24 protein-coding genes, 1 tRNA gene and 1 pseudogene are annotated in these 22,432 nt (G+C 67.1%); 19 read left to right on the top strand and 7 right to left on the bottom strand.

The genetic code is table 11. From position 1 onward, the window contains the following. Positions 1 to 83 precede the first annotated feature (83 nt). Together ACN22W_RS18485 and ACN22W_RS18480 are read left to right on the top strand one after the other, a co-directional pair. Positions 84 to 1,649 (top strand): NfeD family protein, encoded by a 1,566-nt coding sequence (locus ACN22W_RS18485; protein ID WP_419688904.1) that lies wholly within the window; start codon positions 84 to 86, stop codon positions 1,647 to 1,649. Continuing rightward, entirely contained in the window at positions 1,646 to 2,419 is a 774-nt protein-coding gene (locus ACN22W_RS18480; RefSeq protein WP_048243566.1) for a slipin family protein, read from the top strand. The genes ACN22W_RS18485 and ACN22W_RS18480 overlap by 4 nt, the downstream gene beginning before the upstream one ends. Before the next feature lie 65 nt (positions 2,420 to 2,484). Here ACN22W_RS18480 and ACN22W_RS18475 read toward each other — a convergent pair whose 3' ends face one another. Beyond that, the gene (locus ACN22W_RS18475; protein ID WP_412024014.1) at positions 2,485 to 3,762 is read right to left on the bottom strand and encodes a haloacid dehalogenase-like hydrolase; all 1,278 of its coding nucleotides are present in this window, start codon (positions 3,760 to 3,762) and stop codon (positions 2,485 to 2,487) included. 424 nt (positions 3,763 to 4,186) lie between these two features. Between ACN22W_RS18475 and ACN22W_RS18470 the strand changes: the two genes are divergently transcribed. The 6 genes from ACN22W_RS18470 (at position 4,187) to ACN22W_RS18445 (ending at position 9,486) form a co-directional block, all read left to right on the top strand. Further along, entirely contained in the window at positions 4,187 to 5,083 is an 897-nt protein-coding gene (locus ACN22W_RS18470; protein ID WP_129515540.1) for a M24 family metallopeptidase, read from the top strand. A 45-nt stretch (positions 5,084 to 5,128) separates the two neighbouring features. After that, the gene (locus ACN22W_RS18465) at positions 5,129 to 6,916 is read left to right on the top strand and encodes an SDR family oxidoreductase (RefSeq protein ID WP_419688903.1); all 1,788 of its coding nucleotides are present in this window, start codon (positions 5,129 to 5,131) and stop codon (positions 6,914 to 6,916) included. Positions 6,917 to 6,946: 30 nt separating this feature from the next. Then, positions 6,947 to 7,852, top strand: coding sequence for a metal-dependent hydrolase (locus tag ACN22W_RS18460; RefSeq protein WP_419688902.1), 906 nt, complete (start codon positions 6,947 to 6,949; stop codon positions 7,850 to 7,852). Between the two features lie 78 nt (positions 7,853 to 7,930). After that, the gene (locus tag ACN22W_RS18455) at positions 7,931 to 8,218 is read left to right on the top strand and encodes a hypothetical protein (RefSeq protein ID WP_048243557.1); all 288 of its coding nucleotides are present in this window, start codon (positions 7,931 to 7,933) and stop codon (positions 8,216 to 8,218) included. A 251-nt stretch (positions 8,219 to 8,469) separates the two neighbouring features. Beyond that, entirely contained in the window at positions 8,470 to 8,847 is a 378-nt protein-coding gene (locus ACN22W_RS18450) for a DUF2917 domain-containing protein (protein ID WP_419688901.1), read from the top strand. A 264-nt stretch (positions 8,848 to 9,111) separates the two neighbouring features. Beyond that, entirely contained in the window at positions 9,112 to 9,486 is a 375-nt protein-coding gene (locus ACN22W_RS18445; protein ID WP_419688900.1) for a DUF2917 domain-containing protein, read from the top strand. Between the two features lie 172 nt (positions 9,487 to 9,658). Here ACN22W_RS18445 and ACN22W_RS18440 read toward each other — a convergent pair whose 3' ends face one another. After that, the gene (locus tag ACN22W_RS18440) at positions 9,659 to 9,937 is read right to left on the bottom strand and encodes a hypothetical protein (RefSeq protein WP_129515545.1); all 279 of its coding nucleotides are present in this window, start codon (positions 9,935 to 9,937) and stop codon (positions 9,659 to 9,661) included. A 766-nt stretch (positions 9,938 to 10,703) separates the two neighbouring features. Between ACN22W_RS18440 and ACN22W_RS18435 the strand changes: the two genes are divergently transcribed. After that, positions 10,704 to 12,005 (top strand): NCS2 family permease, encoded by a 1,302-nt coding sequence (locus ACN22W_RS18435; protein WP_193099967.1) that lies wholly within the window; start codon positions 10,704 to 10,706, stop codon positions 12,003 to 12,005. A 241-nt stretch (positions 12,006 to 12,246) separates the two neighbouring features. Here the strand turns inward: ACN22W_RS18435 and ACN22W_RS18430 are convergent, their stop codons facing one another. Both ACN22W_RS18430 and ACN22W_RS18425 read right to left on the bottom strand, forming a co-directional pair. Next, positions 12,247 to 12,534, bottom strand: coding sequence for a DUF1488 domain-containing protein (locus ACN22W_RS18430; RefSeq protein ID WP_048243539.1), 288 nt, complete (start codon positions 12,532 to 12,534; stop codon positions 12,247 to 12,249). A 241-nt stretch (positions 12,535 to 12,775) separates the two neighbouring features. Further along, the gene (locus tag ACN22W_RS18425; protein ID WP_226800497.1) at positions 12,776 to 13,051 is read right to left on the bottom strand and encodes a DUF2964 family protein; all 276 of its coding nucleotides are present in this window, start codon (positions 13,049 to 13,051) and stop codon (positions 12,776 to 12,778) included. A gap of 64 nt (positions 13,052 to 13,115) precedes the next feature. On the opposite strand from ACN22W_RS18425, the gene ACN22W_RS18420 reads away from it, so the two are divergent. The 9 genes and pseudogenes from ACN22W_RS18420 to ACN22W_RS18380 all read left to right on the top strand — a co-directional run bounded on the left by ACN22W_RS18420 (position 13,116) and on the right by ACN22W_RS18380 (position 18,358). Next, positions 13,116 to 13,319 (top strand): hypothetical protein, encoded by a 204-nt coding sequence (locus ACN22W_RS18420; protein ID WP_419688899.1) that lies wholly within the window; start codon positions 13,116 to 13,118, stop codon positions 13,317 to 13,319. Positions 13,320 to 13,399: 80 nt separating this feature from the next. Continuing rightward, positions 13,400 to 15,304, top strand: coding sequence for a sigma-54-dependent Fis family transcriptional regulator (locus tag ACN22W_RS18415; protein ID WP_419688898.1), 1,905 nt, complete (start codon positions 13,400 to 13,402; stop codon positions 15,302 to 15,304). An 82-nt stretch (positions 15,305 to 15,386) separates the two neighbouring features. Then, positions 15,387 to 15,689 carry a 2Fe-2S iron-sulfur cluster-binding protein gene (locus ACN22W_RS18410; RefSeq protein WP_412024007.1) on the top strand — a complete coding sequence of 101 codons (303 nt, stop codon included), beginning with the start codon at positions 15,387 to 15,389 and terminating at the stop codon, positions 15,687 to 15,689. 3 nt (positions 15,690 to 15,692) lie between these two features. Then, positions 15,693 to 15,779, top strand: a pseudogene (locus ACN22W_RS18405) (vanillate O-demethylase oxidoreductase VanB); the annotation flags it as partial. A gap of 110 nt (positions 15,780 to 15,889) precedes the next feature. Then, on the top strand, positions 15,890 to 16,267 hold the full coding sequence (locus ACN22W_RS18400; protein ID WP_343493414.1) for a DUF2946 domain-containing protein: 378 nt from the start codon (positions 15,890 to 15,892) through the stop codon (positions 16,265 to 16,267). A 302-nt stretch (positions 16,268 to 16,569) separates the two neighbouring features. After that, entirely contained in the window at positions 16,570 to 16,935 is a 366-nt protein-coding gene (copC, locus tag ACN22W_RS18395) for a copper homeostasis periplasmic binding protein CopC (protein ID WP_419688897.1), read from the top strand. A 43-nt stretch (positions 16,936 to 16,978) separates the two neighbouring features. Continuing rightward, complete coding sequence (locus ACN22W_RS18390) at positions 16,979 to 17,425, top strand: copper chaperone PCu(A)C (protein WP_419688896.1); 447 nt, start codon at positions 16,979 to 16,981, stop codon at positions 17,423 to 17,425. Positions 17,426 to 17,456: 31 nt separating this feature from the next. After that, positions 17,457 to 17,630, top strand: a complete 174-nt coding sequence (locus tag ACN22W_RS18385; protein ID WP_193099962.1) for a hypothetical protein — start codon at positions 17,457 to 17,459, stop codon at positions 17,628 to 17,630. 98 nt (positions 17,631 to 17,728) lie between these two features. Next, a complete protein-coding gene (locus tag ACN22W_RS18380) occupies positions 17,729 to 18,358 on the top strand; it encodes a LysE family translocator (RefSeq protein ID WP_419688895.1) in 630 nt (209 codons plus the stop codon). A 15-nt stretch (positions 18,359 to 18,373) separates the two neighbouring features. Here ACN22W_RS18380 and ACN22W_RS18375 read toward each other — a convergent pair whose 3' ends face one another. Continuing rightward, positions 18,374 to 19,699, bottom strand: coding sequence for a leucine-rich repeat-containing protein kinase family protein (locus tag ACN22W_RS18375; protein WP_419688894.1), 1,326 nt, complete (start codon positions 19,697 to 19,699; stop codon positions 18,374 to 18,376). Between the two features lie 140 nt (positions 19,700 to 19,839). On the opposite strand from ACN22W_RS18375, the gene ACN22W_RS18370 reads away from it, so the two are divergent. After that, positions 19,840 to 19,924, top strand: a tRNA-Leu gene (locus tag ACN22W_RS18370). Between the two features lie 126 nt (positions 19,925 to 20,050). On the opposite strand, the gene ACN22W_RS18365 is transcribed toward ACN22W_RS18370, so the two are convergent. Both ACN22W_RS18365 and ACN22W_RS18360 read right to left on the bottom strand, forming a co-directional pair. Beyond that, the gene (locus ACN22W_RS18365; RefSeq protein WP_419688893.1) at positions 20,051 to 21,034 is read right to left on the bottom strand and encodes an NADPH:quinone reductase; all 984 of its coding nucleotides are present in this window, start codon (positions 21,032 to 21,034) and stop codon (positions 20,051 to 20,053) included. Positions 21,035 to 21,479: 445 nt separating this feature from the next. Beyond that, positions 21,480 to 22,397, bottom strand: coding sequence for a VOC family protein (locus ACN22W_RS18360; protein WP_419688892.1), 918 nt, complete (start codon positions 22,395 to 22,397; stop codon positions 21,480 to 21,482). Positions 22,398 to 22,432 lie beyond the last annotated feature (35 nt).

Raw genomic sequence — 22,432 nt, 5'->3', positions numbered from 1 at the left:
AAACCGCCTAATCTTTAAGCATCGGGCCAACGCCCTTTCCGCGAGCCGGGCGGCGCGCGGCCGCGCGCCGCCCGGACGCCCCGATGCGCTTTCACCGTCATGAGCCGCCGCCGGCGCTTGCCGCGCCCGGCGGTCGCCCCCGTCACCCGCTGTCCGCGCGGGTCGCACGCGCCGCGCTGTTCGCGGCGCTGCTCGTCGTATGCGCGGCCGTCGCCGCGCCGCCGCCCGCCGCTGCCCCGGCAGTTGATCGTCCAGTCGTCGTGATCCCCATCAACGGCGCGATCGGGCCGGCCAGTGCCGATTTCATCGTTCGTTCTCTGGAACGCGCGGCACGCGAGCACGCGCCGCTCGCGATCCTGCAGCTCGACACGCCCGGCGGCCTCGACACGTCGATGCGGCAGATCATCAAGGCCATCCTCGGCTCGACGGTGCCGGTCGCCGCGTTCGTCGCGCCCGGCGGTGCCCGGGCCGCCAGCGCGGGCACCTACATCGTCTACGCCAGCCACTTCGCGGCGATGGCGCCCGGCACCAATCTCGGCGCGGCGTCACCCGTGCAGTTCGGCATCGGCGGCGGCGGCGCGCCGGGCGCGAACCCGGCTACGCCGCGGCCGCCGGGCGCTTCGGGCGCATCGAACCCTTCCGCTACGCCCGCCACGCCGGTCGCGCTGCCGAACGACACGCAGTCGACCGAAATCCGCAAGGCGACCCAGGACGCCGCCGCGTACATCCGCGGCCTCGCGCAATTGCGCGGGCGCAATGCCGAATGGGCCGAGCGCGCGGTGCGCGAAGCCGTCAGCCTGTCGGCGAACGAGGCGCGCGCGCAGCACGTCGTCGACCTGATCGCGCTGGACCCGGCCGACCTCGCGCGCCAGCTCGACGGCCACAGCGCGACGACCACCGCCGGCACGCTGCGGCTCGCGACCGCGCATGCGCCGCTCGTCGTGGTCGAACCCGACTGGCGCAGCCGCTTCCTGTCGATCATCACCGATCCGAATGTCGCGCTGATCCTGCTGACGATCGGCATCTACGGGCTGTTCTTCGAATTCGCGAACCCCGGCTTCGTGCTGCCGGGCGTCGTCGGCACGATCTGCCTGCTGGTCGGGTTGTTCGCGATGCAATTGCTGCCGATCAGCTATGCGGGCCTCGGCCTCGTGCTGCTCGGTCTCGGCTGCCTCGTCGCCGAGGCGTTCCTGCCGACCTTCGGCGTGCTCGGTTTCGGCGGGATCGTGTCGTTCACGATCGGCGCGCTGATGCTGATCGACAACGACGTGCCCGGCTACGGCATTCCGTGGCCCGTGATCGCGAGCCTTGCGCTCGGCGGCGGGCTGCTCGTCGCGGGCGTGTCGAGCGTCGCGCTGCGCGCGCGGCGGCGCCCGGTCGTGACCGGCGCCGAAGCGATGGTCGGCAGCATCGGCGAAGTGCTCGACGACGGTTTGCTCGCCGACCAGCCGCACGGTGCGGCCGGCCCCGCGCCATCGGCCGCGGGCTGGGCGCGCGTGCACGGCGAGCGCTGGCGCGTCGCGAGCAGCGTGCCGCTCGCCGCGGGCTGCCGCGTGCGCGTCACCGGCCGCCACGGCCTGCTGCTCACCGTCGCACCGCTCTACGACGTGCCCGCGCCAGAACAACAACACCAGGGAGCATCAACATGATGGGCTACACCTTCGGCTTCAGCAGCGTCCTGATCGTCTTCGTCGTGGTGCTCGTCGCGTCGTCGATCCGCATCTTCCGCGAGTACGAGCGCGGCGTCGTGTTCATGCTCGGCCGGTTCTGGAAAGTGAAGGGCCCGGGGCTCGTGCTGATCATCCCGATCGTCCAGCAGGTCGTGCGGATCGACCTGCGCACCGTCGTGTTCGACGTGCCGCCGCAGGACGTGATTACGCGCGACAACGTGTCGGTGAAGGTCAATGCGGTCGTGTATTTCCGCGTCGTCGATCCGGAGAAGGCCGTGATCCAGGTCGCGCGCTTCTTCGACGCGACGAGCCAGCTGTCGCAGACGACGCTGCGGTCGGTGCTCGGCAAGCACGAGCTCGATGCGCTGCTGGCCGAGCGCGAACAGTTGAACGCCGACATCCAGAAGACGCTCGACGCGCAGACCGACGCGTGGGGGATCAAGGTGTCGACGGTCGAGATCAAGCACGTCGACCTGAACGAGACGATGGTGCGCGCGATCGCGCGGCAGGCCGAGGCCGAGCGCGAACGGCGCGCGAAGGTGATCCATGCGGAAGGCGAACTGCAGGCGTCCGAGAAGCTGCTGCAGGCCGCGCAAAAGCTCGCGCAGGAGCCGCAGGCGATGCAGCTGCGCTACCTGCAGACGCTGACGACGATCGCGGCGGACAAGAATTCGACGATCGTGTTTCCGCTGCCGATCGATCTGCTGGGGGCGTTGCTGGATCGGTTGGGCAAGCCACGCGAACACTGAGACGCGCGGCGCCGCCATCTATCCCACTGGACGCCAGACCACGACAGCCCGGCGCCCGACACACGTCAGGCCAGCAGCTTGCGCTCGGTCTTGCCGTACTTGATCGACTTCTCGTCCGGGATCATCAGGCCCGTGTGCTCGTCGCGGCCCTGCAGCAGGAAACGCGCGTCCGACTTGCCGATCTGCTCGGCCGCGAGCTTGCTGTCCGCGCCGATCTCGCCCTTCTTCATCCGGTTGACGATCACGCCGGCCGCGGTGTCCTTGAAGTCGCGCAGCATCCACGCGTCGCCGTCGCTGTCGCCGAACACCAGCAGCGGGCCATAGCCCTTCTTCGATTCGAGCACGTTGCGGATCCCCACCGTCTTGCCGGGCCCCCAGTTGAAATGCCAGCCGGCCGGGTACGTGCTCGTGTACTTGCCGTCGCGCATGTCGAGACGCAGGCCGATCACGTTTTCGGGCGGCACGCCGTAGCCATAGTTCGGATTGCCGGCGAACACGCGCACGACGTCGTCGAGCGACGCGGTGCTCACGTACACGTCGATGCCGTTCGCGCGCAGCGTGTGCATCACCGCGCGGATTTCCTCATGAATGCGGATGCCGTGGAAATGCGTGTCCGCCACCACGCCGGCCTTGCCCGGCAGCGTCTTCGGGCTTTCGTAGCGGACCTTGCGCAGCGCGTCGCCGATGCCGTAGTTGTCCGACGCTTCCGCCATCGCCTGCAGCTCGGCGGTCGTCATGTTCTTGTAGAAGTAGATGATCCACTTGTAGCCGACCTCGAGCGGATGCGTGTCGCAGATCGCGTCGTACATGAAGTACAGCTTCGCGCGGAAATCCTTGAACTGGTCGGTCTCGCGAATCTCGTCGAGGCTCTTGCTGCCGCCGAAGCCCGTGTAGTTCGCGTACAGCCAGCGATAGTCGGATTCGACGTCGGCGGCGAGGTTTTCCATCGTCACCGGCTTGCCGTCGGTCGTCGTGTAGTCCTTCATGAACGCGCCCTTCGGCACGTCCTTCCACATCACGTCGACGAATTCGTCCGGCGTCAGCTTGTACTGCAGATGGTTGATCTGGTACATCAGCAACGCCTCTTCGCAGTCGTTCATGATGCACGTGTTGTCCCAGTCGAACACCGCGTACGGGCGGCGCTTTTCGTCGTAGCGCGCGCTCGCGACGCCATGCTGGTCGAGCACCGCCTGCAGGCGCGCGGCGTTGAACGGCGACCAGCGGCCCGGGTCCAGCGCATCCGGCGCGGTTGCGCGCTTCGCGTCGGCCGTGCCGGCCTTGAACATCAGCGACGTCGCAGCGGTCGCCGCGGCAAGGGTATTCATGAACTTGCGGCGTTGCATGGTCTCTCTCCGTGGAAATAATGTCGAATCGGCTTCGGTCGCCACCCCGTACGACGCACCGGCGGCTCGGCGCCGCCGCGAAGCCGGGGCGGCTTCGAATTGGGGGCGAATGATGTGACGAAATTATTTCGTCAATTTGACAACGTCACATTGCGACGCGACGGGGACTTGATCCGGCGCGACATGCCGGGTCGCCACAACGCGGCCGCGCGCGCGGCCATCCGGCCCCAATCCCCGCAAACCTAGAGGCTCCCCTCCATTTCGGCCCTGCATTAGGACAAATCCTCACCCGTGGGGGATGGCGTGCCACGCCGAACCGGCTATGATCGTTACATCACTCAATGACACATTAAATGCTGACTGAATAACCCGCGACGGCGACGCCGGGGGTGCGTTCCGGACAGCGCCCGATTGGAGACGCATCATGGCCGACCACCCGCTGCCGGAAGTCCACCTCGACGAGCTGCCGCAATTCCGCGCGGTCCAGCAGCTTGCCTACCGCTGTGTCGAAACCGTCGGCGCGATGCTCTACCCCGGCATCACCGAGAAGGAGGCCGCGCGCCTGCTGACCGAATGGCTGCAGGACAACGGCGTGCACGACTGGCTGCACAAGCCGTTCGCGTGGTTCGGCGACCGCACCGCGTTCGAGGGCTTCTCGGGCCTCAAGCACATGGGCGGCTTCAATCTCGCGTTCTTCCCGAGCAACCGGCAGCTCGAGACCGACATGCCGGTGATCCTCGACGTCGCGCCCGTGCTCGACGGCATCGTCGCGGACGTCGGCTACGCGCACTGTCTCGGCGACAACCCGATCCTCGAACAGCTGCAGGACGACCTGATGGACCATCGCGACATGATCGTGCGGCTCGTGAAGGAGCGCCGGCCGATGGCCGAGGTCGCGCAGGCAGTCGATGCGCTGTGCCGCCGCCAGGGCGTCGAGCCGCGCCACAAGGCCTATCCGTTCAAGGTGCTCGCGCATCGCGTCGCGAAGATCCACAAGCTGTCGACGCCGCGCTTCGTCGCGCGCTTCGGGCTGAACGCGACGCGCAACCTGCTGCTCGACCAGGGCCGCGCGGCGAAGCAGCAGGGCTGGTCGCCGCTGTGGTCGATCGACCGCCGCTCCGAGCATGCGCCCGTGCCGGGCCTGTGGGCCGTCGAGCCGCATCTCGGTTTCGCCGGCGTCGGCGCGAAATTCGAAGAGCTGCTCGTGATCACCGACGACGATGCGTACTGGCTCGACGACGACCTGCCGCACGTGCGCCGCTGGCAGCGCCGCCAGGCCGAGCGCACGCAGGCCGTCGCGACCGTGCCGGCCGCCGCCTGACGCACCCGCGCGTTTCCTCCCGAATCCCTGAACGACGGACTCACGATGCAGCCTCTTTCCGACGAAGCGCCGCTGGCCCTGTTCGAATCGGTTCATAGCGAGACGGCGGTCGCCTCCGGCGACCTGACGCTCGCGGTCAGGACCTGGGGCGACCCGGCCCGCTCGCCGGTCGTGCTCTTGCACGGCTATCCCGACGACAGCAGCGTCTGGCAGCAGGTCGCGCCGCTGCTCGCGCGCAAGCACTACGTGATCGCATACGACGTGCGCGGCGCGGGCCTGTCCGGCGTGCCGAAGCGCACGGCCGACTACCATCTCGCGAAGCTGACCGACGACTTCATCGCGGTGATCGACGCGCTCTGCCCCGGCCGCGCGGTGCACCTGATCGCGCACGACTGGGGCTCGATCCAGGGCTGGGAATTCGTCACCGATCCGCGCCTGGCCGGCCGCATCGCGTCGTACACGTCGTGCTCGGGCCCCTGCCTCGACCACGTCGGCTTCTGGCTGCGCGAGCGCGTGCTGCGCCCGACGCCCGCGTCGCTGGCCAAGCTCGGCGGCCAGCTCGTGCGCTCGTGGTACGTGTACCTGTTCCACCTGCCGTTCATCCCCGAGCTCGGCTGGCGGCTGTGGCTCGGCCGCGCATGGCCGGGCCTGCTGCGCCGGATCGAGAAGACGCCCGTCGCGCCGCGCCCGACGCAGGCCGACGACGGTGCGCGCGGCGTGCGCCTCTATCGCGCGAACTTCATCCGCTGCCTGTTCGCGCCGCGCGAACGCTACGCGCATGCGCCCGTGCAGACGATCGTGCCGCTCGGCGACAAGTACGTGAGCCCCGCGCTGTCCGAGAACCTGTCGCGCTGGGTGCCGCAGTACTACCGGCGCGAGGTCGCGGCCGGCCACTGGCTGCCGCTCGCCGATCCCGCGCGCTTCGCGGGCCTCGCCGAACAACTGATCGACGCGGTCGAATCGGGCACCGAACCGCCCGCGCTCGCGAACGCGCGCCGCCGCGCGACGAGCGGGCGCTTCAGCGGCAAGGTCGCGGTCGTCACCGGCGCGGGCAGCGGCATCGGCCGTTGCGCGGCCCTCGCGTTCGCACGCGAAGGCGCGACGATCGTCGCGTGCGACATCGATCTCGCGAGCGCCGAGCGCACCGCGCTGCTGATCGGGCTGACCGGCGCGCAAGCCCACGCGAAACGCGTCGACGTCGGCGCCGCCGACGAGATGGAAGCGCTCGCGGCGTGGGTCGGCAACGAACTCGGCGGCGCGGACGTCGTGATCAACAACGCGGGCATCGGCATGGCCGGCGGCATCCTCGACACGAGCACACGGCACTGGGAGCGCATCCTGCACGTGAACCTGTGGGGCGTGATCCACGGCTCGCGGCTGTTCGCGCAGCAGATGGCCGCGCGCGGCAGCGGCGGCCACATCGTCAACACCGCGTCGGCCGCCGCGTTCGGGCCTTCACGCGACCTGCCGGCCTATGCGACGACCAAGGCCGCCGTGCTGATGCTCAGCGAATGCATGCGCGCGGAACTCGCGGAGCAAGGGATCGGCGTGACGGCCGTGTGCCCCGGCTTCGCGGAGACCGGAATCATGGCGTCGACGCAATACGCGGGCGCCAATGCGCAGGACGAAGCGCGGCTGCGCAAGCGCGCGACGAAGCTGTACCAGATGCGTGGCCTGAAGCCCGAAACCGTCGCGCAGGCGATGGTCGACGGCGTGCTGCGCAACCGCCCCGTCGTCGCGGTCGGCGGCGAAGCGCACGCGATGCGCTTCGTCGGCCGTTTCATGCCGTGGCTCGGCCGGATGATTGCCCGCGTCAGCATGGCATCGCATTGACGGCGCACGACGCCGCACAGGGAGACACAGATGACCGCAACCGCCGACTACCACAAGATCAAGGCCCGGCACGTGAAGTTCGACTTCAGCGACACGCCGATCACCTGGGTGCCGAACGACCCGGGCAGCACGCACATCATCAACACGCTGAACCTGCTGTTCCCGGAAGGCGAGCTGTGGTTCTGCCGCGTGTACAACAAGGCGCTGCCGCTGATCACCGATGCACGCCTGCGCGACGAGGCCGAAGGCTTCCTGCGGCAGGAAGCCGTGCATTCGCGTTCGCACGGCGGCGTGCTCAAGCACTACTACGACCGGCACGGGATCGACACGAAGCCGTTCACGCAGAAGCTCAACCGGCTGTTCACGCGCGTGCTCGGCGAACAGCCGCTCGGGCTGAAGATCGGCCACACGCGTTTCTGGCTGCGGCAGCAGCTCGCGGTGATCGCGTCGCTCGAGCATTTTTTCGGTTATCTCGGCAACTGGGTGCTCAACGCGCACGGGCTCGACGAAGGGAAAGCCGACCCGACGATGGTCGACCTGCTGCGCTGGCACGGCGCCGAGGAAGTCGAGCACCGCACCGTCGCGTTCGACATCTACCGGCACCTGGGCGGCAACTATGCGGAACGCTGCGTGCACATGACGTTCGTGATCCTGCTGCTGCTCTACTACATCACGACGGGCGCGAAGTTCATGTACCAGCGCGACCCGGCGGCCGGCCGTTATCCGGGCTTCGTGCGCGCGTGGTGGCAGGGTTCGCGGCGCGGGCACCTGCCGTCGTTCTGGAAGGTGATCGGCGCGGCGCTGCGTTATTACAAGCCGAGCTATACGCCGCACCACGAGGGCTCGACCGAACAGGCGCTCGCCTACCTCGCGCGCTCGCCGGCCGCACAGGCGGCCGCGCACGGCGGCAACTGGGGCACGGCGAAGGGGGCGTAACCGGGTTTCTTGGGGGCGCGGCGGGCGGCGCCCGCCGAAATGCGTACAATCGCGGCTTCATTTCCCGGAGGTGCCGCGATGGCCATGAAGAAAACCGATCTCGAAAAGAACAAGGCGCTCAAGCTGACGCAAGCGATGAAGCAGTCGGGCGCCGCCCGTTTCGGCAAGGGTGCCGAGGACGCGGCAAAGCTCGACCGCCGTGCGCAGCGCAAGCTCGACCAGGAACAGGGGCTCGTGCCGTTCGCATGCAAGCTCAACGCCGAGCTCGTCGAACAGCTGAAGGCGCGCGCGGCAACGCATCCGGACGGGATGACGGGCCTGCTGTCCGAACTGCTCGTCAACGGGCTCGCGCAGCGCGACGCGTAACCGCCACGTATCTCGAAATTGCCGTTGACATCGTAGCGCTGCCACGACACACTCGTTCGCATGCCTATGCTCAAGCCCGTCGCCATCGCGCATAAAACACCAGTGAACGCCCATGCGGGGCGATCACCGGGGGCGCTTGTGCGTTAGCATCGAGATTCAGACACGCATGTCACAAGGCCTCACCGGAAACGGATGAGGCCTTTTTGTTCTGGTGCGCGTCATCCTGCCCGGCTCAACGGATGGAGATGACGATGGACCAAGCAAGCCGCCTGATCGTTTGCCCCGATCGATGTCGCACCGACTCGATCGCGTTGCCGCGCGTCACGATGCATTTCACGGTCGCGCCGAGCAAGGTACTGACGTGGCGCGCGCAGCGCGACGCCGAGATCCGCGTGCACGACGCGACGCTGTGGATCACGCGCATCGGCAGCGTCGACGATTACTGGATACGCACCGGCGACGTGCTGCGCGTGCGGCGCGGCGATCGCATCTGGATGAGCACCGACGACGACCGCCCGGCCGAGGCGTCGATCACGACCGCGTACGCGATGAAGCGCGACGCGTGGCATCAGCGTGCGCTTGAATGGATGCGCGGCATGCTGCGCGGACGATGTCGAAGTCGCGCATGACGAACGACTCTCCGCACATATCTCGAAAATTGTCATTGACAACGCCGCACCGCGGCGACAAACTCGTTCGCATGCCTACGTACAAGCTCATCGCCATCGCGAATCATTGCCCGGTGAACATTCGAAAGAATGGGTCACGGGAGGCGCTTGTGCGTTAGCATCCGAGCAGTACCGCATGTCACACAAGGCCTCACCGGAAACGGATGAGGCCTTTTTGTTCTGGTGCGCGCCATCCGTCCTCCGGCTCAATCAATGGAGAAGACGATGGACCAGGCAAGCTCGTTGTTTGACCGTCCCGATCGGCGCCGCGCCGGCACGATCGCGTTACCGACTGTCGTGATCCGTTTCGCGGTCGCACCGCGCACGACGATGACCTGGCGCGCGCCGCAAGACGCGGAGATTCGCGCGCACGACGCGGCGCTGTGGATCACGCGTCCGCCGAGCGTCGACGATTACTGGGTGCGGCCCGGCGACGTGCTGCGCATCGCACGCGGCGACCGCATCTGGCTCGGCACCGATGGCGACGGACCGGCCGAAGCGTCGATCACGACCGCCTACGTGCGGCGTGGCGAGCGGTTCAGACGCACGCTCGCGCAAGTGCAACGTTGGCTCGTCGGGGTATGGCGAAGAAGTGGATAAGCACGTGGAAAAGCGACGCGCCGTCACGCACGCGAGACGCGGAACGGTCGTGACCGGAAACGGACGCACCCGCGGCGCAACGCGCCGCAGGTGCGCATCGAATGACGCGGCACGCCGGTGCGTGCCGCGAGCGATCGCGCGCCGTGCGCAGCCATCGGATACAGCAGGTGCATCAGGTGCTGGCGGCGAGACGCGGGCCCGTGCTTCGGGGAGTTGAATCGAGCTCGGGTCGTTGCGAAGCCTGCGAGGTCACCCACGGATCGATGCCCTGCTTCTGCACCTCTTCGAGGAATGACACACGTGTGCGCCAGTAATCCGCCTGTAATTTCGCATCGATGACGCGCTGTTCGGCTGAGAACAGTTCCATGCGCGCCGTCACGAGCATTGACGCAGCGGTTTTTTCCGGCGTGGGGGCGTGTCGCATCGCCCAACGGCTGATCCAGTTCAACATGCTGACCTCCGTGATTACGGACGAACCCGCATCGGGCAATCGCAATCGGCCGTGCCTGCCCGAACGCGCAACGGCCTTGACCGCCATTCACCGCCTGGCCTGCACGGACTGCGACTCCCCCGCGTCGGCAATTACCGGCCGGCGTGTGCATGCGCGGTGTATCTATCCTAGAAAGACTTGCCGGTTTACGCGATGGGGTCTTGCAATCTTTTACACAGAAACCACAGTCACCCCCGCATCGCGATATGACAGTTGCGGACGGGACGGCTTCGGCGCACGATAGCCCGATATCTGAAACCGCCTGGACTGACGAATGGCCGCTGCACGGCGCCGTGCATCCGCACCGGCCACGCATGCGCATTCGCCCGCACGCGATTCCTGCACCGCGTTCGTGCAGCATGCGGGCGCTCCGTTTCAGTCCGATGTCATCGCCCGCCACGCACGATGCGGCCGGCGCGCCGTTGCGCACGCATCGGCCTGCTTCACCCTTTCTTCCTGGTCCCCTTCCCGCCGTTTCTACCGTTTCCGACGGCTCGTTCCGTCCGAACCGGTAAAATGCGCGCCTTCGCCGCGCGGCCGGGCTGCCAGACCGTTCGCGCGCAGGCAGCCGATCATGCCCCCAACTATATCGTCCGAGCTATCCGCGCTATTACAATCCGCCGATAGCCGGGCAATAGTGGCTGGTTACAGTTAGCCGGCCGCGCGCTGCCTTTACAACAATTCGGCACAACAAGCAACACGACAACCCGACCGGAGAAACGCCTTCATGGAATCCATCAAGCGGTATTTCGGCTTCGCTGAAGCCGGCACCGACTTCCGCACTGAAATACTCGCGGGCGTCACCACGTTCCTGACGATGGCCTACATCATCTTCGTCAACCCCGCGATCCTCGGCGACGCCGGCATGCCGAAGGAATCCGTGTTCGTCGCGACCTGCCTCGTCGCGGCGCTGGCGTCGATCATCATGGGGCTGTACGCGAACTACCCGATCGCCTGCGCGCCCGGCATGGGCCTGAACGCGTATTTCGCGTACACGGTGGTCAAGGGGATGGGCTTCACGTGGCAGGCCGCGCTCGGCGCCGTGTTCATCTCGGGCTGCCTGTTCCTGCTCGTCACGCTGTTCCGCGTGCGCGAGGCGATCGTCAACGGCATTCCGAAATCGCTGCGGATATCCATCACCGCGGGTATCGGCCTGTTCCTCGGCATCATCTCGCTGAAGACGTCCGGCGTGATCGTCGGCAACCCGGCCACGCTCGTCACGCTCGGCGACCTGCACAAGCACGACACGATCCTCGCGATCGTCGGCTTCTTCACGATCGTCACGCTCGACCACCTGCGCGTGCGCGGTGCGATCCTGATCGGCATCATCGGCGTCACGATCCTGTCGTTCTTCTTCGGCGACAACCAGTTCCACGGCGTGTTCTCCGCGCCGCCGTCGATCGACGCGACGCTGTTCAAGCTCGACATCCGCGCCGCGCTGTCGACCGGCATCATCAACGTGATCCTCGTGTTCTTCCTCGTCGAGCTGTTCGACGCGACGGGCACGCTGATGGGCGTCGCGAACCGCGCGGGCCTGCTCGTCGAAGGCAAGATGAACCGCCTGAACAAGGCGCTGCTCGCCGACAGCACGGCGATCGTCGCGGGCTCGGTGCTCGGCACGTCGTCGACCACCGCGTATATCGAAAGCGCATCGGGCGTGCAGGCCGGCGGCCGCACGGGCATGACCGCGCTGACCGTCGCCGTGCTGTTCCTCGCGTGCCTGTTCATCGCGCCGCTCGCCGGCGTCGTGCCGGCATACGCAACCGCGCCCGCGCTGCTGTACGTGTCGTGCCTGATGCTGCGCGAGATGGTCGAGGTGCCGTGGGACGACGCAACGGAAGCCGTGCCGGCCGCGCTGACCGCGCTGCTGATGCCGTTCACGTACTCGATCGCGAACGGTGTCGCGTTCGGCTTCATCTCGTACGGCGGCCTCAAGCTGCTGACGGGCCAGGCCCGCACGGTCAAGCCGATCGTGTGGGTCATCGCGGCCGTGTTCCTGTTCCGCTTCTTCTATCTCGGCAGCGAGTGATCGAAGCGCGGCGGCACGCCGCACGACGAAAAACGCCACCCTCGGGTGGCGTTTTTTATTGCCGCGTGATTTCTTACGCGATCCTCACGAACCGGCGCGTTCGATCATGCCGACGCACGAGCAGCCGGCGCGGCCCGCATACGAAAATGCCGCCCGGTTCCGCCGAACGGCATTGCATGGACGGCAACGTCTCCGCGTGCGCATCGTCCGCGACGCGCGCCGCAAGTCGAGTGTCGTTTCGTCAGCGCCAGTTGGCCTCGTAGAAGCGCACGTAACCGCTGCGCAGCGTCACGCATTGCGCGCGCGTTTCCGACAGCAGGCGCCGTGCGGCCGCCTCGATGCGATCGCGGTGCTGGTCGAATGCGCCGACCATGTCCTCGAAACGCGGCGATGCCGCGCCGAAGTGATCTTCCAGCGCCTCGGCGGTGATCTGACATTGGACGCGCTCGCCATTGACCATCGCCGTGAACGCAAGCATCAGGTCGCGCCCCGAATACTCGGGCTTCTCGTTCGTGAAATGGATCTGCATGGAAGCCGCCTCAACCGGTAGAAAACGAATGACCGCGTCCGTCGTCCCCTACCGGCCGGACGAAATGGACACGGGCTCGCCAGCGGAGGCACCGTCCACGGGGTGTTGGCGCGGACAATGCATGCCGGTTGACTTCCACTTTAGACGGTTTCGCGCAGGAGACAAATATTCCGGTGTGCGTCGTTCCGACGCGCATTTCGTCTGATCAGCGCGACATCCGGCACCCTTTCGGAAACGGGCGTCAGTGCGGATCGGTCGGCCAGACGTTGAGCGCGACCGCGGCCGTCGTGACGCCCACCGCAATCGCGGCCGCCCCGTATCGCACCGCATCGGTCAAATCGAACAGCAACCCGTGGATCGCCACGGCAATGCCGCCCAGCATGATGAATGTGGCGATGGCCGCCAGCACGACTCTCAGTTCCGTCCGAACCATGATGCGTCTCCCGAACGGATGCATGTCGCGTCGCATGCATGTTGCAATGCGGAACACGGCGCGTGCGTGCTCCATTTCCATCATTGCAGGCGGGCGCTTAAAAGCAAGGGGATTTTGTTCGCGGTCGCATATCGCACGTGGCGCTTGTATGATGATGCGTACCCGGATGGTCGGCCTGCGTGCACCGATGGTGCGCCGCAAGCGGAACGTGGATTCCGCAGACGGTTTCGGCGCAAGCGCTTCGGCACGTGGCGACGCGCTGGATGGGCCGATCGAGGAACTTGGGGTCCGAGTAAGCGCTGAAGCGCTGACCGAGGCCGACCGCGAAGCATGGGATCGGAGTAAGCGCTGAAGCGCCAACTCGGATCGACCGCGAAGCATGGGGTCCCAGTAAGCGCTGAAGCGCTAACTGGGACCGACAGGAGACAAGTCATGCCGCAACCCTTCGTGCTGCCCGCCACCGCGGGTCGCACCGACCTGCTTGCGCAGGCGCATGCGCGTTCGACCGCGGTCGGCCTGCGCGCGCACGAACGCCCCGATTTCTCGCCGCTGTCGCGCATCGCGCTGCGCGAACTGCTCGACACGAACCACGCGCTGTTCTCGCACGCGCGCCCGGTCATGGAGAACCTCCACGCGCAAATCGCCGATACGCAAAGCCTCGTGCTGCTGACCGACGCCGACGGCGTGATCCTGCACAGCATCGGCGACGCGGACTTCATCGAGAAAGCCAACCGCGTCGCACTGTGCACCGGCGTGTCGTGGGCCGAAGGCGCGCGCGGCACCAACGCGATCGGCACCGCGCTCGCATCGGGCCAGGCCGTCGCGGTGCATGGTTCCGAACACTTCCTGCGCGCCAACCACATTCTCACCTGCTCGTGCGCGCCGATCTTCGATCCGTTCGGCCGCACGCTCGGCACGCTCGACGTCAGCGGCGACCCGCGCGGCTCCAGCCCGCATACGCTCGCGCTCGTAAGGATGTCCGCACAACTGATCGAGAACCATCTGTTCGCGAACCAGTGCGCGGATGCATTGCGGCTGCGTTTTCATGCACACGAGGAATGCGTCGACTCGCTGTTCGCCGGGCTCGTCGCGTTCGGCCCCGACGGCGGACTGATCGCCGCGAACCGCAGCGCGCAATTCCAGCTCGGCGCGCCGTTCGATGCACTGCAGCATCAAGGCAGCGACGCGCTGTTCGGCATGCGCTTCGGCCAGCTCGCGCAGCAGGCGGCGCGTGCACCCGGCGCGACGTTCCGCCTCACGCTGCCAACCGGCGTACGCGTGCTCGCGCGCTGCGAATTCGCGGAAGCGCACCGGACGGCCATCGCGGTCACGCCGCCCGCACCGGCCGCACGCGTGCGCGCGCCGGACCCCGACGCGATCACGTTCGCGACGCTCGACACCGGCGATGCGCGGATGGCCGCCGTGCTCGAACGCGTCGCGAAGATCCGCGGGCGCGACCTGCCGCTGCTGATCCTCGGCCAGACCGGCACCGGCAAGGAATGGCTTGCCCGCGCGCTGCACCAGGCATCGCCGCGCGCGGATGGCCCGTTCGTCGCGGTCAACTGCGCGGCGCTGCCCGATTCGCTGATCGAGGCCGAACTGTTCGGTTATGAGGACGGCGCGTTCACGGGCGCGCGCAAGCGCGGCAGCCCCGGCAAGATCGTGCAGGCCGACGGCGGCACGCTGTTTCTCGACGAGATCGGCGACATGCCGCTCGCGCAGCAGGTCAGGCTGATGCGCGTGCTGCAGGAACGCGCGGTGATGCCGCTCGGCGGCGCGCGCGCGGTGCCGGTCGACGTGCGCGTGGTCTGCGCGACCCATCGCGACCTGCGCGCGATGATCGCGGAAGGCACGTTCCGCGAAGACCTGTTCTACCGGATCAATGGGCTAGCCGTCACGCTGCCGGCGCTCGCCGCGCGCACCGACCTGCCCGCGCTCGTCGACCGGATTCTCGCGCGGCTCGCCCGCAGCGAACCGATGCCGCGCCGCCTCGCGCCCGACGTGCTCGACGCGTTCGCGCGCCACCGCTGGCCCGGCAACCTGCGGCAGATGACCAACGTGCTGCGCACGGCCGGCATGCTCGCCGAAGACGAAGCCGAAATCACGCTCGCGCATTTGCCCGACGATTTCTGGCTCGACTGCGACGACGCACCGGCCGCACCGGCGGCGGCAACCCCCGCCGCATCGGCCGACACGCGCGAAGGGACGACGCTGCAAAGCCATCAGGCCGCGGTCATCGACGCGGTGCTCGCGCGGCACGGCGGCAACGTGTCAGCGGCCGCGCGCGAGCTCGGTCTCGCACGCAATACCGTGTACCGGTACCTGCGCCGCCATTGACGCCCGCGGCCGGCGGGCGCCGGCCGCATGCGGGTTCGGGTATGCTTGGCGCGTATCCGCCGAACCGCCGCCCGCATCACTCATGACCGATCCAGACCACCCGCCCCTCGTGCGCATCGAGCCGCTCGGCGCGACCTTCGACGCGCCCGATTCGCTGACGCTGCTCGAAGCCGCCGCATTCGCGCGCGTGTCGCTGCCGCGCTCGTGCCGCAACGGCACGTGCCGCAGTTGCCTGTGCCGGATCGTCAGCGGCAGCGTACGCTACACGATCGAGTGGCCGGGGCTGAGCCGCGAGGAAAAGGCCGACGGTTATACGCTGCCGTGCGTGGCCGTCGCGACGTCGGACATCGTGCTCGACATCCCCGACGCGGTCATGCTCGACTAGACGCGTCGCGCGAAGGCGCGCGACATGAACGATCAGGGCTGGGCCGCGCAGATGACACTGATCACGAAATATCTGGCGAAGCACGCATAGCGCGCCGCCACGCCGCGTGTTCTCCCCGTCATGCGCATGCACGCATGCCCGTGTCGCGACGTGCGTGGCATAATCCGCTCCATCGTCGCCCACACGCCGCCGCGTATCGCATGCTGAGTCGTCGTCTCCGGAAGATCGGCAGTCTGATCGGGATGCTCGCCATCCTGATGACGGCGCTCGCGCCGACGATCTCGCAGGCGCTGACGACGCAAGGGCGCGTCGACGCGCTGCTGGCCGGCTACTGCACGGCCGCACCGGCCGCCGCCGGTCACGCAACCGATGCGTCGTCGAAAAGCCTGCAGGCCCATCTCCAGGCATGCGGCTATTGCAGCCTGCTTGCCCATACCCCCGCACTGCCCGCGCCCGAACTGACGTTCGCGGCCAACGTGCACGTCATCCAGCACCGCGAAGCCACCCGCTTCGAAAGCCTGCGCCGTGCGCTGCCGCTCACGGCCGCACAACCGCGCGCCCCTCCGCTCGCGTCCTGAACCGTTGTCATCACGCGTGATGCCCTGGCGCATCGCGCGGTCCGCGCACGCCACCGGCGTGCGTGACGTGTCACGTTTCGAAGGACGATCATGTCTCACCGTGTTGCGCGCGGCGTCGTGCCGTGCGTGCGGTTGGCCGCTTCCGGTTCGCACCACCGCGCCGACATTCGCTCACAGGCGAACGTCCGGCAGCGCACGTCCGTTCCGACGGCAGCCGGCATCGTAGCCGTTGCGATGCCGCTCGCACATGCGTCCGTCGAATCCGTCTTTCTCCATCCGATTCGCCACTCGCAGATCCAGCCATGAAAACCACCTCGTTCGTTCGCGGCGCACTCGCCGCACTCGGCTTCGTCGTCATCCAGGCCGCCCATGCCCACGCGCATCCGAAGACGCAGGAGCCGGCCGCCAACGCCACGCTCTCGAGCGCACCGCACGCGGTCACGATCGATTTCAGCGAAGCGCTCGAACCGGCCTTCAGTTCGATCTCCGTCACCGACAGCCGCGGGCAGTCGGTCGCCGACGGGAAATCGGCCGTCGACGCCGGCAACCGCAAGCGGATGCGCGTCGCGCTGGCCAACCTGACGGCCGGCGCGTACACGGTCGCGTGGATCGCGGTGGCCAGCGACGGCCATCGCACGCAAGGCCACTACACGTTCACGCTGAAGTGATGCACGCGATCCCCCCTGTATCCACCCATAAGGAGAACCAACCATGAAACGTTCGATTCCGACCAGCCTGCTCGTCACGCTGCTGGCGCTGCAAGCGCCCGTCACGTTCGCCGCGCCGGCTGTGCAGGCCGACGCGTGCTGGATCCGCGCGATGCCGGCGACGGTGCCGTCATCCGGCTACTTCACGCTGAAGAACGACGGCGACGCGCCCGCCACGCTGACGGACATCGACTCGCCCGCGTACGGGATGGCGATGGTGCACGAAACGCAAACGAACGGCAGCACCGCGAAGATGGTCCACGTCGACGCGGTCGCGGTCCCCGCGCACGGCACGGTGACGTTCAAGCCGAAGAGCTATCACGTGATGCTGGAGCAGCCGCGCCAGGCCGTCGCGCCCGGCGCGAAGGTGCCGCTCCGGCTGCATTTCGCGGACGGTTCGACGGTGTCCGTGACCTGCGACGCCAAGGCGCCTTCGTATAGCGGCCAATAGGCCGCATCCGCCACGACCGATGGAGACGAACATGAAGAACCGCCTGCCGCTGGCCGACCTGATCGTCCGTTACCGGACGCCGCTCAATATCGCCGTGCTGATCGCGTGCGGATTGTGGGCCGCGTGGATCGCGTGGATGACGCGGCCGGCCGCGATCGATACGCCGCCGTCGATCCCCGCGTACTGCATGCGCGACGCAAGCTGACGCGCCGCGACGGCACGGTTCCGGCGGCGGCCCGCGCCATTATTGGCGTGGCATCATCGGTTCATCCCGCCCGCCGGAACCGTCTCTCGGAGCGATGCATGTCGATTCAGACCTGGATGCTGTTTGCCGCTGCGTATCTCGCCACGACACTGTCGCCGGGGCCCAACGTGCTGCTCGTCATCCGCAACACGGTGCGCTACGGCACGCACGGTACTGCCGCGACGATCGCGGGCAACCTCGTTGCGCAAGGCGTGGTCGTGCTGCTGGTCGCGCTCGGCGTCGGCGCGGTGCTGGCCGCGATGCCGCCGCTGTTCGTTGCGATGAAGGTCGTTGGCGCCGCGTATCTGATGTTCCTCGGCGTCCGGCAGCTGCGCGGCGACCGGAAGACCGCCACGTCGGACCGCGAAACGGAACGCGCCGTGCCCGATCGCCGGAAGCTGTTCCGCGAAGCGCTGTTCGTGTCGGGCAGCAATCCGAAGACGATGATCTTCCTGTCGGCGTTCATGCCGCAGTTCATCGTGCACGATCGCCCGCTCGCGCTGCAGTTCGTCGTGATGTACGCGACCATCGCGTGCACCGTCGTCGTGGTTCACAGCATCTATTCGGCCGGCGTGCGCCGGTTCCATCGCGGCTTCGGCATGAGCCGCGCGGTGCGTGCGCTCAAGCGGGCCAGCGGGCTGCTGTTCGTCGGGCTCGGGATCAAGCTGCTGACTGCGCGGCAAGCGTAAGCGGGCGCGATTCCGTCACGGCCGGTGCGCGGCCAGCGCGGCCGTGATGTCGTCGAACGACGGCCGGGTATCGACGTCCTCGTTCAGGCACGCCGCCGCCAGCGCATCGAGCACGTGCCTGCCGGCCCACGCACGCGGTTCGCAGCGCTCGAGCAACTCGCCGAGCAGATAACCGAACGCCCTTACCTCGAGCCGCTCGAACTTGGCGCCGCGCATGGCGTCATTCACGTCGTAGAGCGACGCCGCACCGAAATCCCCGAGCAGCGCGCCGCCTTCGCCATCGTGCAGGATGTTGTGCGCATACAGGTCGCCATGCATGATGCCGCGTGCGTGCAGATGGCCCGCGACCGACGCGATGCCGTGCGCGATCCGCACCGCTGCCGCCGGGTCGAACCTCGCGTCGGCCGCATACACGTCGCGGGTGCAGGTCGCGAAGCTCGGCGGCCCGGCGAGGTTCGTGAGCGCGGGATCGATCAGTTCCATCACCAGGCCGTGCGCGCCGTCCGGATGCCCGCGCACCTTGCCGATCACCGGGATCATGTTCGGGTGGCGGCCCGCGTGCAGGCACGCTGCCATTTCGCAATCGGGCAGCCCGTCGCTCGTCACCGCGCCCTTGAACAGCTTGACCGCGACCGCTCGCGGCGCATGGCCTTGCGCCGTCCATTGCGCGCGGTAAATCACGCCCGATGCGCCTTCGCCCAGTTTCTGCCCACACGCGAGCGACGCCCAGTCGACGTCCGCCACGTCCGGCCCGGCGGACGCCGCGGCCTCCGGTGCCGCGCCGAACGGATTGCCGGCAGCGGCGAGCCATGCGAGCCGCGGCAGGCGCAGCAACCAGTCCGGCAGGTCGTCCAGACGATTGGCCGACAGACGCACCAGTTCGAGTGCACGGCACGCGGCCATTTCGACCGGCAGCGCGCGCAGCCGGTTGCCGGCGAGCATGAGCTTCTGCAAGCGCGAGCAGTCGCCGATGTCGCCGGGCAGCGCATCGATTTCGTTGTCGGTCAGAATCAGCCAGCGCAGCGCGTGCGGCAGCGAGCCACGCGGCACCGTGCGGATCCGGTTCGCCTTGAAGCCGATCATGTCGAGTTGCGGGCACGCGCCGAGCACGTCGGGGAATGCGGTGAAGCGGTTGCCGGACGCGAACAGCACGCGCAGGCGATGCAGCCGCGGCAGGTCGTCCGGCAGCGCGGACAGTGCATTGCCGGTCAGGTCGAGCACTTCGAGCGTGTCGGCGAGGTCGAAGATCTCGCGCGGAAATTCGGTCAGCCCGCATGCGAGCTTCAATTGCCGTGCGCCCGACAGTTGTCCGGCCTGCAGTTGTTCGAGGGTAGATGTCACGGTGGAAAGCGGATGGCGGTTGCGATGGTCGTCGGACCGATCGCACGAATTTTACCGGGATCGCTCTCGCATACACCGCAATCGTGTCACACCCCCTTCACAAACGCGCAATGTGGCGCTAGAATTGCGCCCCTTGCAGTGCCGACGTGGTGAAATTGGTAGACACGCTATCTTGAGGGGGTAGTGGCGAAAGCTGTGCGAGTTCGAGTCTCGCCGTCGGCACCAGACGCGGTTTTACCGTGTTTCGCACCTATTCAAAGACCCGCGACAGCGCATGGCTTCGCGGGTTTTTTGTTGTCGTCGCGTTCGATACGATGCCGTTGCAATCCGGCGTAGCGCTGCAATTCGCGCTTACCGCTGCATATCGACCAGGATCTTTGCGTTCGCGCCGGACTCGACGCGCTCGTGGGCCTTCGCGATCTCCGACAGCGGAAAAATCTCGACCTGCGGGTGTTGCAGCACGCCGCGCTCCAGCAGCGGGGTGAGCGCATCGATGGCCGCCTGCCTGACGGCGACCGGCAGGTTGTAGACGATAAAGAATCGCAGATTCGCGAAACCGACGATCATCGGCCTGAACGGAACCTCGATCACGCCCGCGCCCGAGCCGTAAATGATCACCTCGCCGCCAAACTTCAACAGCTCGCCATATTTCCCGGCATTTGCCGCGGCGTCGACCTCGATGATGACGTCCACCCCTTTGCCGGACGTCATCTCGCGCACCGTGGCAGTCACGTCCTGCACGTTGCGATTGATGACCCACTCTGCACCGAGCCGGGACGCGAGCCGGCACTTCTCGTCGCTGCCGACTACGCCAATGACCCGCGCGCCCGAAAACGCGGCCAACTGGGTCGCGTAGCCGCCTACCGCGCCGGTCGCACCGTAGACCAGCACCGTCTTGCCGAGCAGCCCGCCGCACGCGTACACCGCATACCAGGCCGTCAGCAGCGGAATGCCCAGCGACGCGCCCGTCTCGGTCGAAACGTTGTCGGGCAATGGCGCAACCTGGTCTTCGGGCAACGCGATCAGCTCCGCTGCCGTGCCGAACGGCCGACGCCACTGGCCATTGATCGTCCAGACGCGCCGTCCGATCCATTGTTCCGGGACGCCGGCCCCCACCGCCTCGACAATGCCGGCGCCGTCACTGTGAGGAATGACGCGCGGAAACTCCATCGCAGGGCTTGTCACACCCGATCGCGATTTGACGTCGGAAGGATTCACGCCCGAGTGCGCAATGCGGACGAGGACTTCACCCGCTTCAGGGGTGGGATCAGGCTCGTCGCCGACGACAAGAACGTCCTGAGCCGAGCCTTTTGACGAATAGTGGGCAGCCTTCATATCGATCGACCTCCAAGCCGGTTCGGTGAAGCGCGGTCGCATCCCTGCCTTGCGGCTCAATGCAATATTGAGCGCACGGCGTGATCCTTTGCTCGTGGACGCGCTTGTAGAAAAGTGACGATACCGGCGATCCGCTCCAGACTCGCCGGCTACGCCACTGTACCAAGATTGCGCATCGCCTCGCGCGCCGGTTCGACGAACTGCGTCGCGCGCACGTTCGGATCGCGTCGCGGTTTGATGTCAGTGGGAAACGGTTTCGCCGGCTGCGCAGGGCGGTGCCTGACCGCACATCGTTGCGGCTCGACTCATATCCAATATATATCGGATAACGATATATTTTTGCGATGGAAGCATACGCCGCGTCACGCGTAGTGACGACACGTTTCAGGCGCCGGGCATGCCGGCGCCGTTCACCACCAAGCGGAAAGCATCGTGTCGTCAGGCTTCACTTCGCGACGCTTGCGTGGATCTCGGCGATATAGCCGCCCGGGAACTGGACGATTGCCGCGTTACGACCGTCGGACGCGAACGGCGGCACGAGCACGGTGACACCGGCTGCCTTGGCCTTCTCCAGCGTGGCGGACAGGTCCGCCACTTGATAACCGGTCATTTCGTGCCCGAACGGGTAAGGCAGTTGCCCATTGGTCACGAGCACGGTGATCTTGCCGAATCCCGATTCGATCCGGACACGGCGATAGGTGCCGTTCGGCTGCCCGATCTCGATACCGGGCGCGTTGGCCACGTCGGACACGACCTTGCCGTTCGAGAACTTGACGAAATCGTGAACGAATTTATGCAGGTTATTCCGCGATACGTACACCCGATTCTCGGGAATCGTCTGCAACGCATCGTAGTGCGGCGCCTGCGTATGCCAGTAGAGCTGCATCCTCACGCCGCCCGGCCACGAGATGACCGCATCGCGGCCGATCGGATCGGGGAACGTGTCCACGAGCACATCGGCGCCGTGTTCGCGCGCCACCTTCATCGCCACGTCCATGTCGGTCACGAGATAACCGGTGCGCTCCGTGCCGAACGGCGACGGCACCGGCGTCTTGAAACCGAACACGGAGATCGTGCCCGACGGCGTGAACACAAGCTGCGACATCGTCTGGCTCGGCGTCGGCGTGACCTGGAACACGCCCTGCTTCGACTTGCTGCCGCCGAACGTCGCGACGAAGCTGTCGGTGAAACGGTCAAAATCCCCGGGCGCCACGTACACGTGCGTCGTGTCGTATTGCGGACCGACGGCGAGCGTCGGCGCAAGCGTGGAGACGGCCTTGGGAGGCGTTGCGAACGAAGCGGGAGCGGCGACGAAGCCACTCGCCAGCATCAGGGCCAACCATGCGGCGCGAACTGTCTTCATGACCGGACTTCCTTCTGGTTTCAATGGGCGGCTCG

The sequence above is a fragment of the Burkholderia theae genome (genome assembly GCF_048565265.1).
Taxonomy (GTDB): domain Bacteria; phylum Pseudomonadota; class Gammaproteobacteria; order Burkholderiales; family Burkholderiaceae; genus Burkholderia; species Burkholderia theae.
The sequence above is the reverse complement of the archived record's forward strand: the minus strand, read 5'-3'. Positions and strand labels throughout refer to the sequence as shown.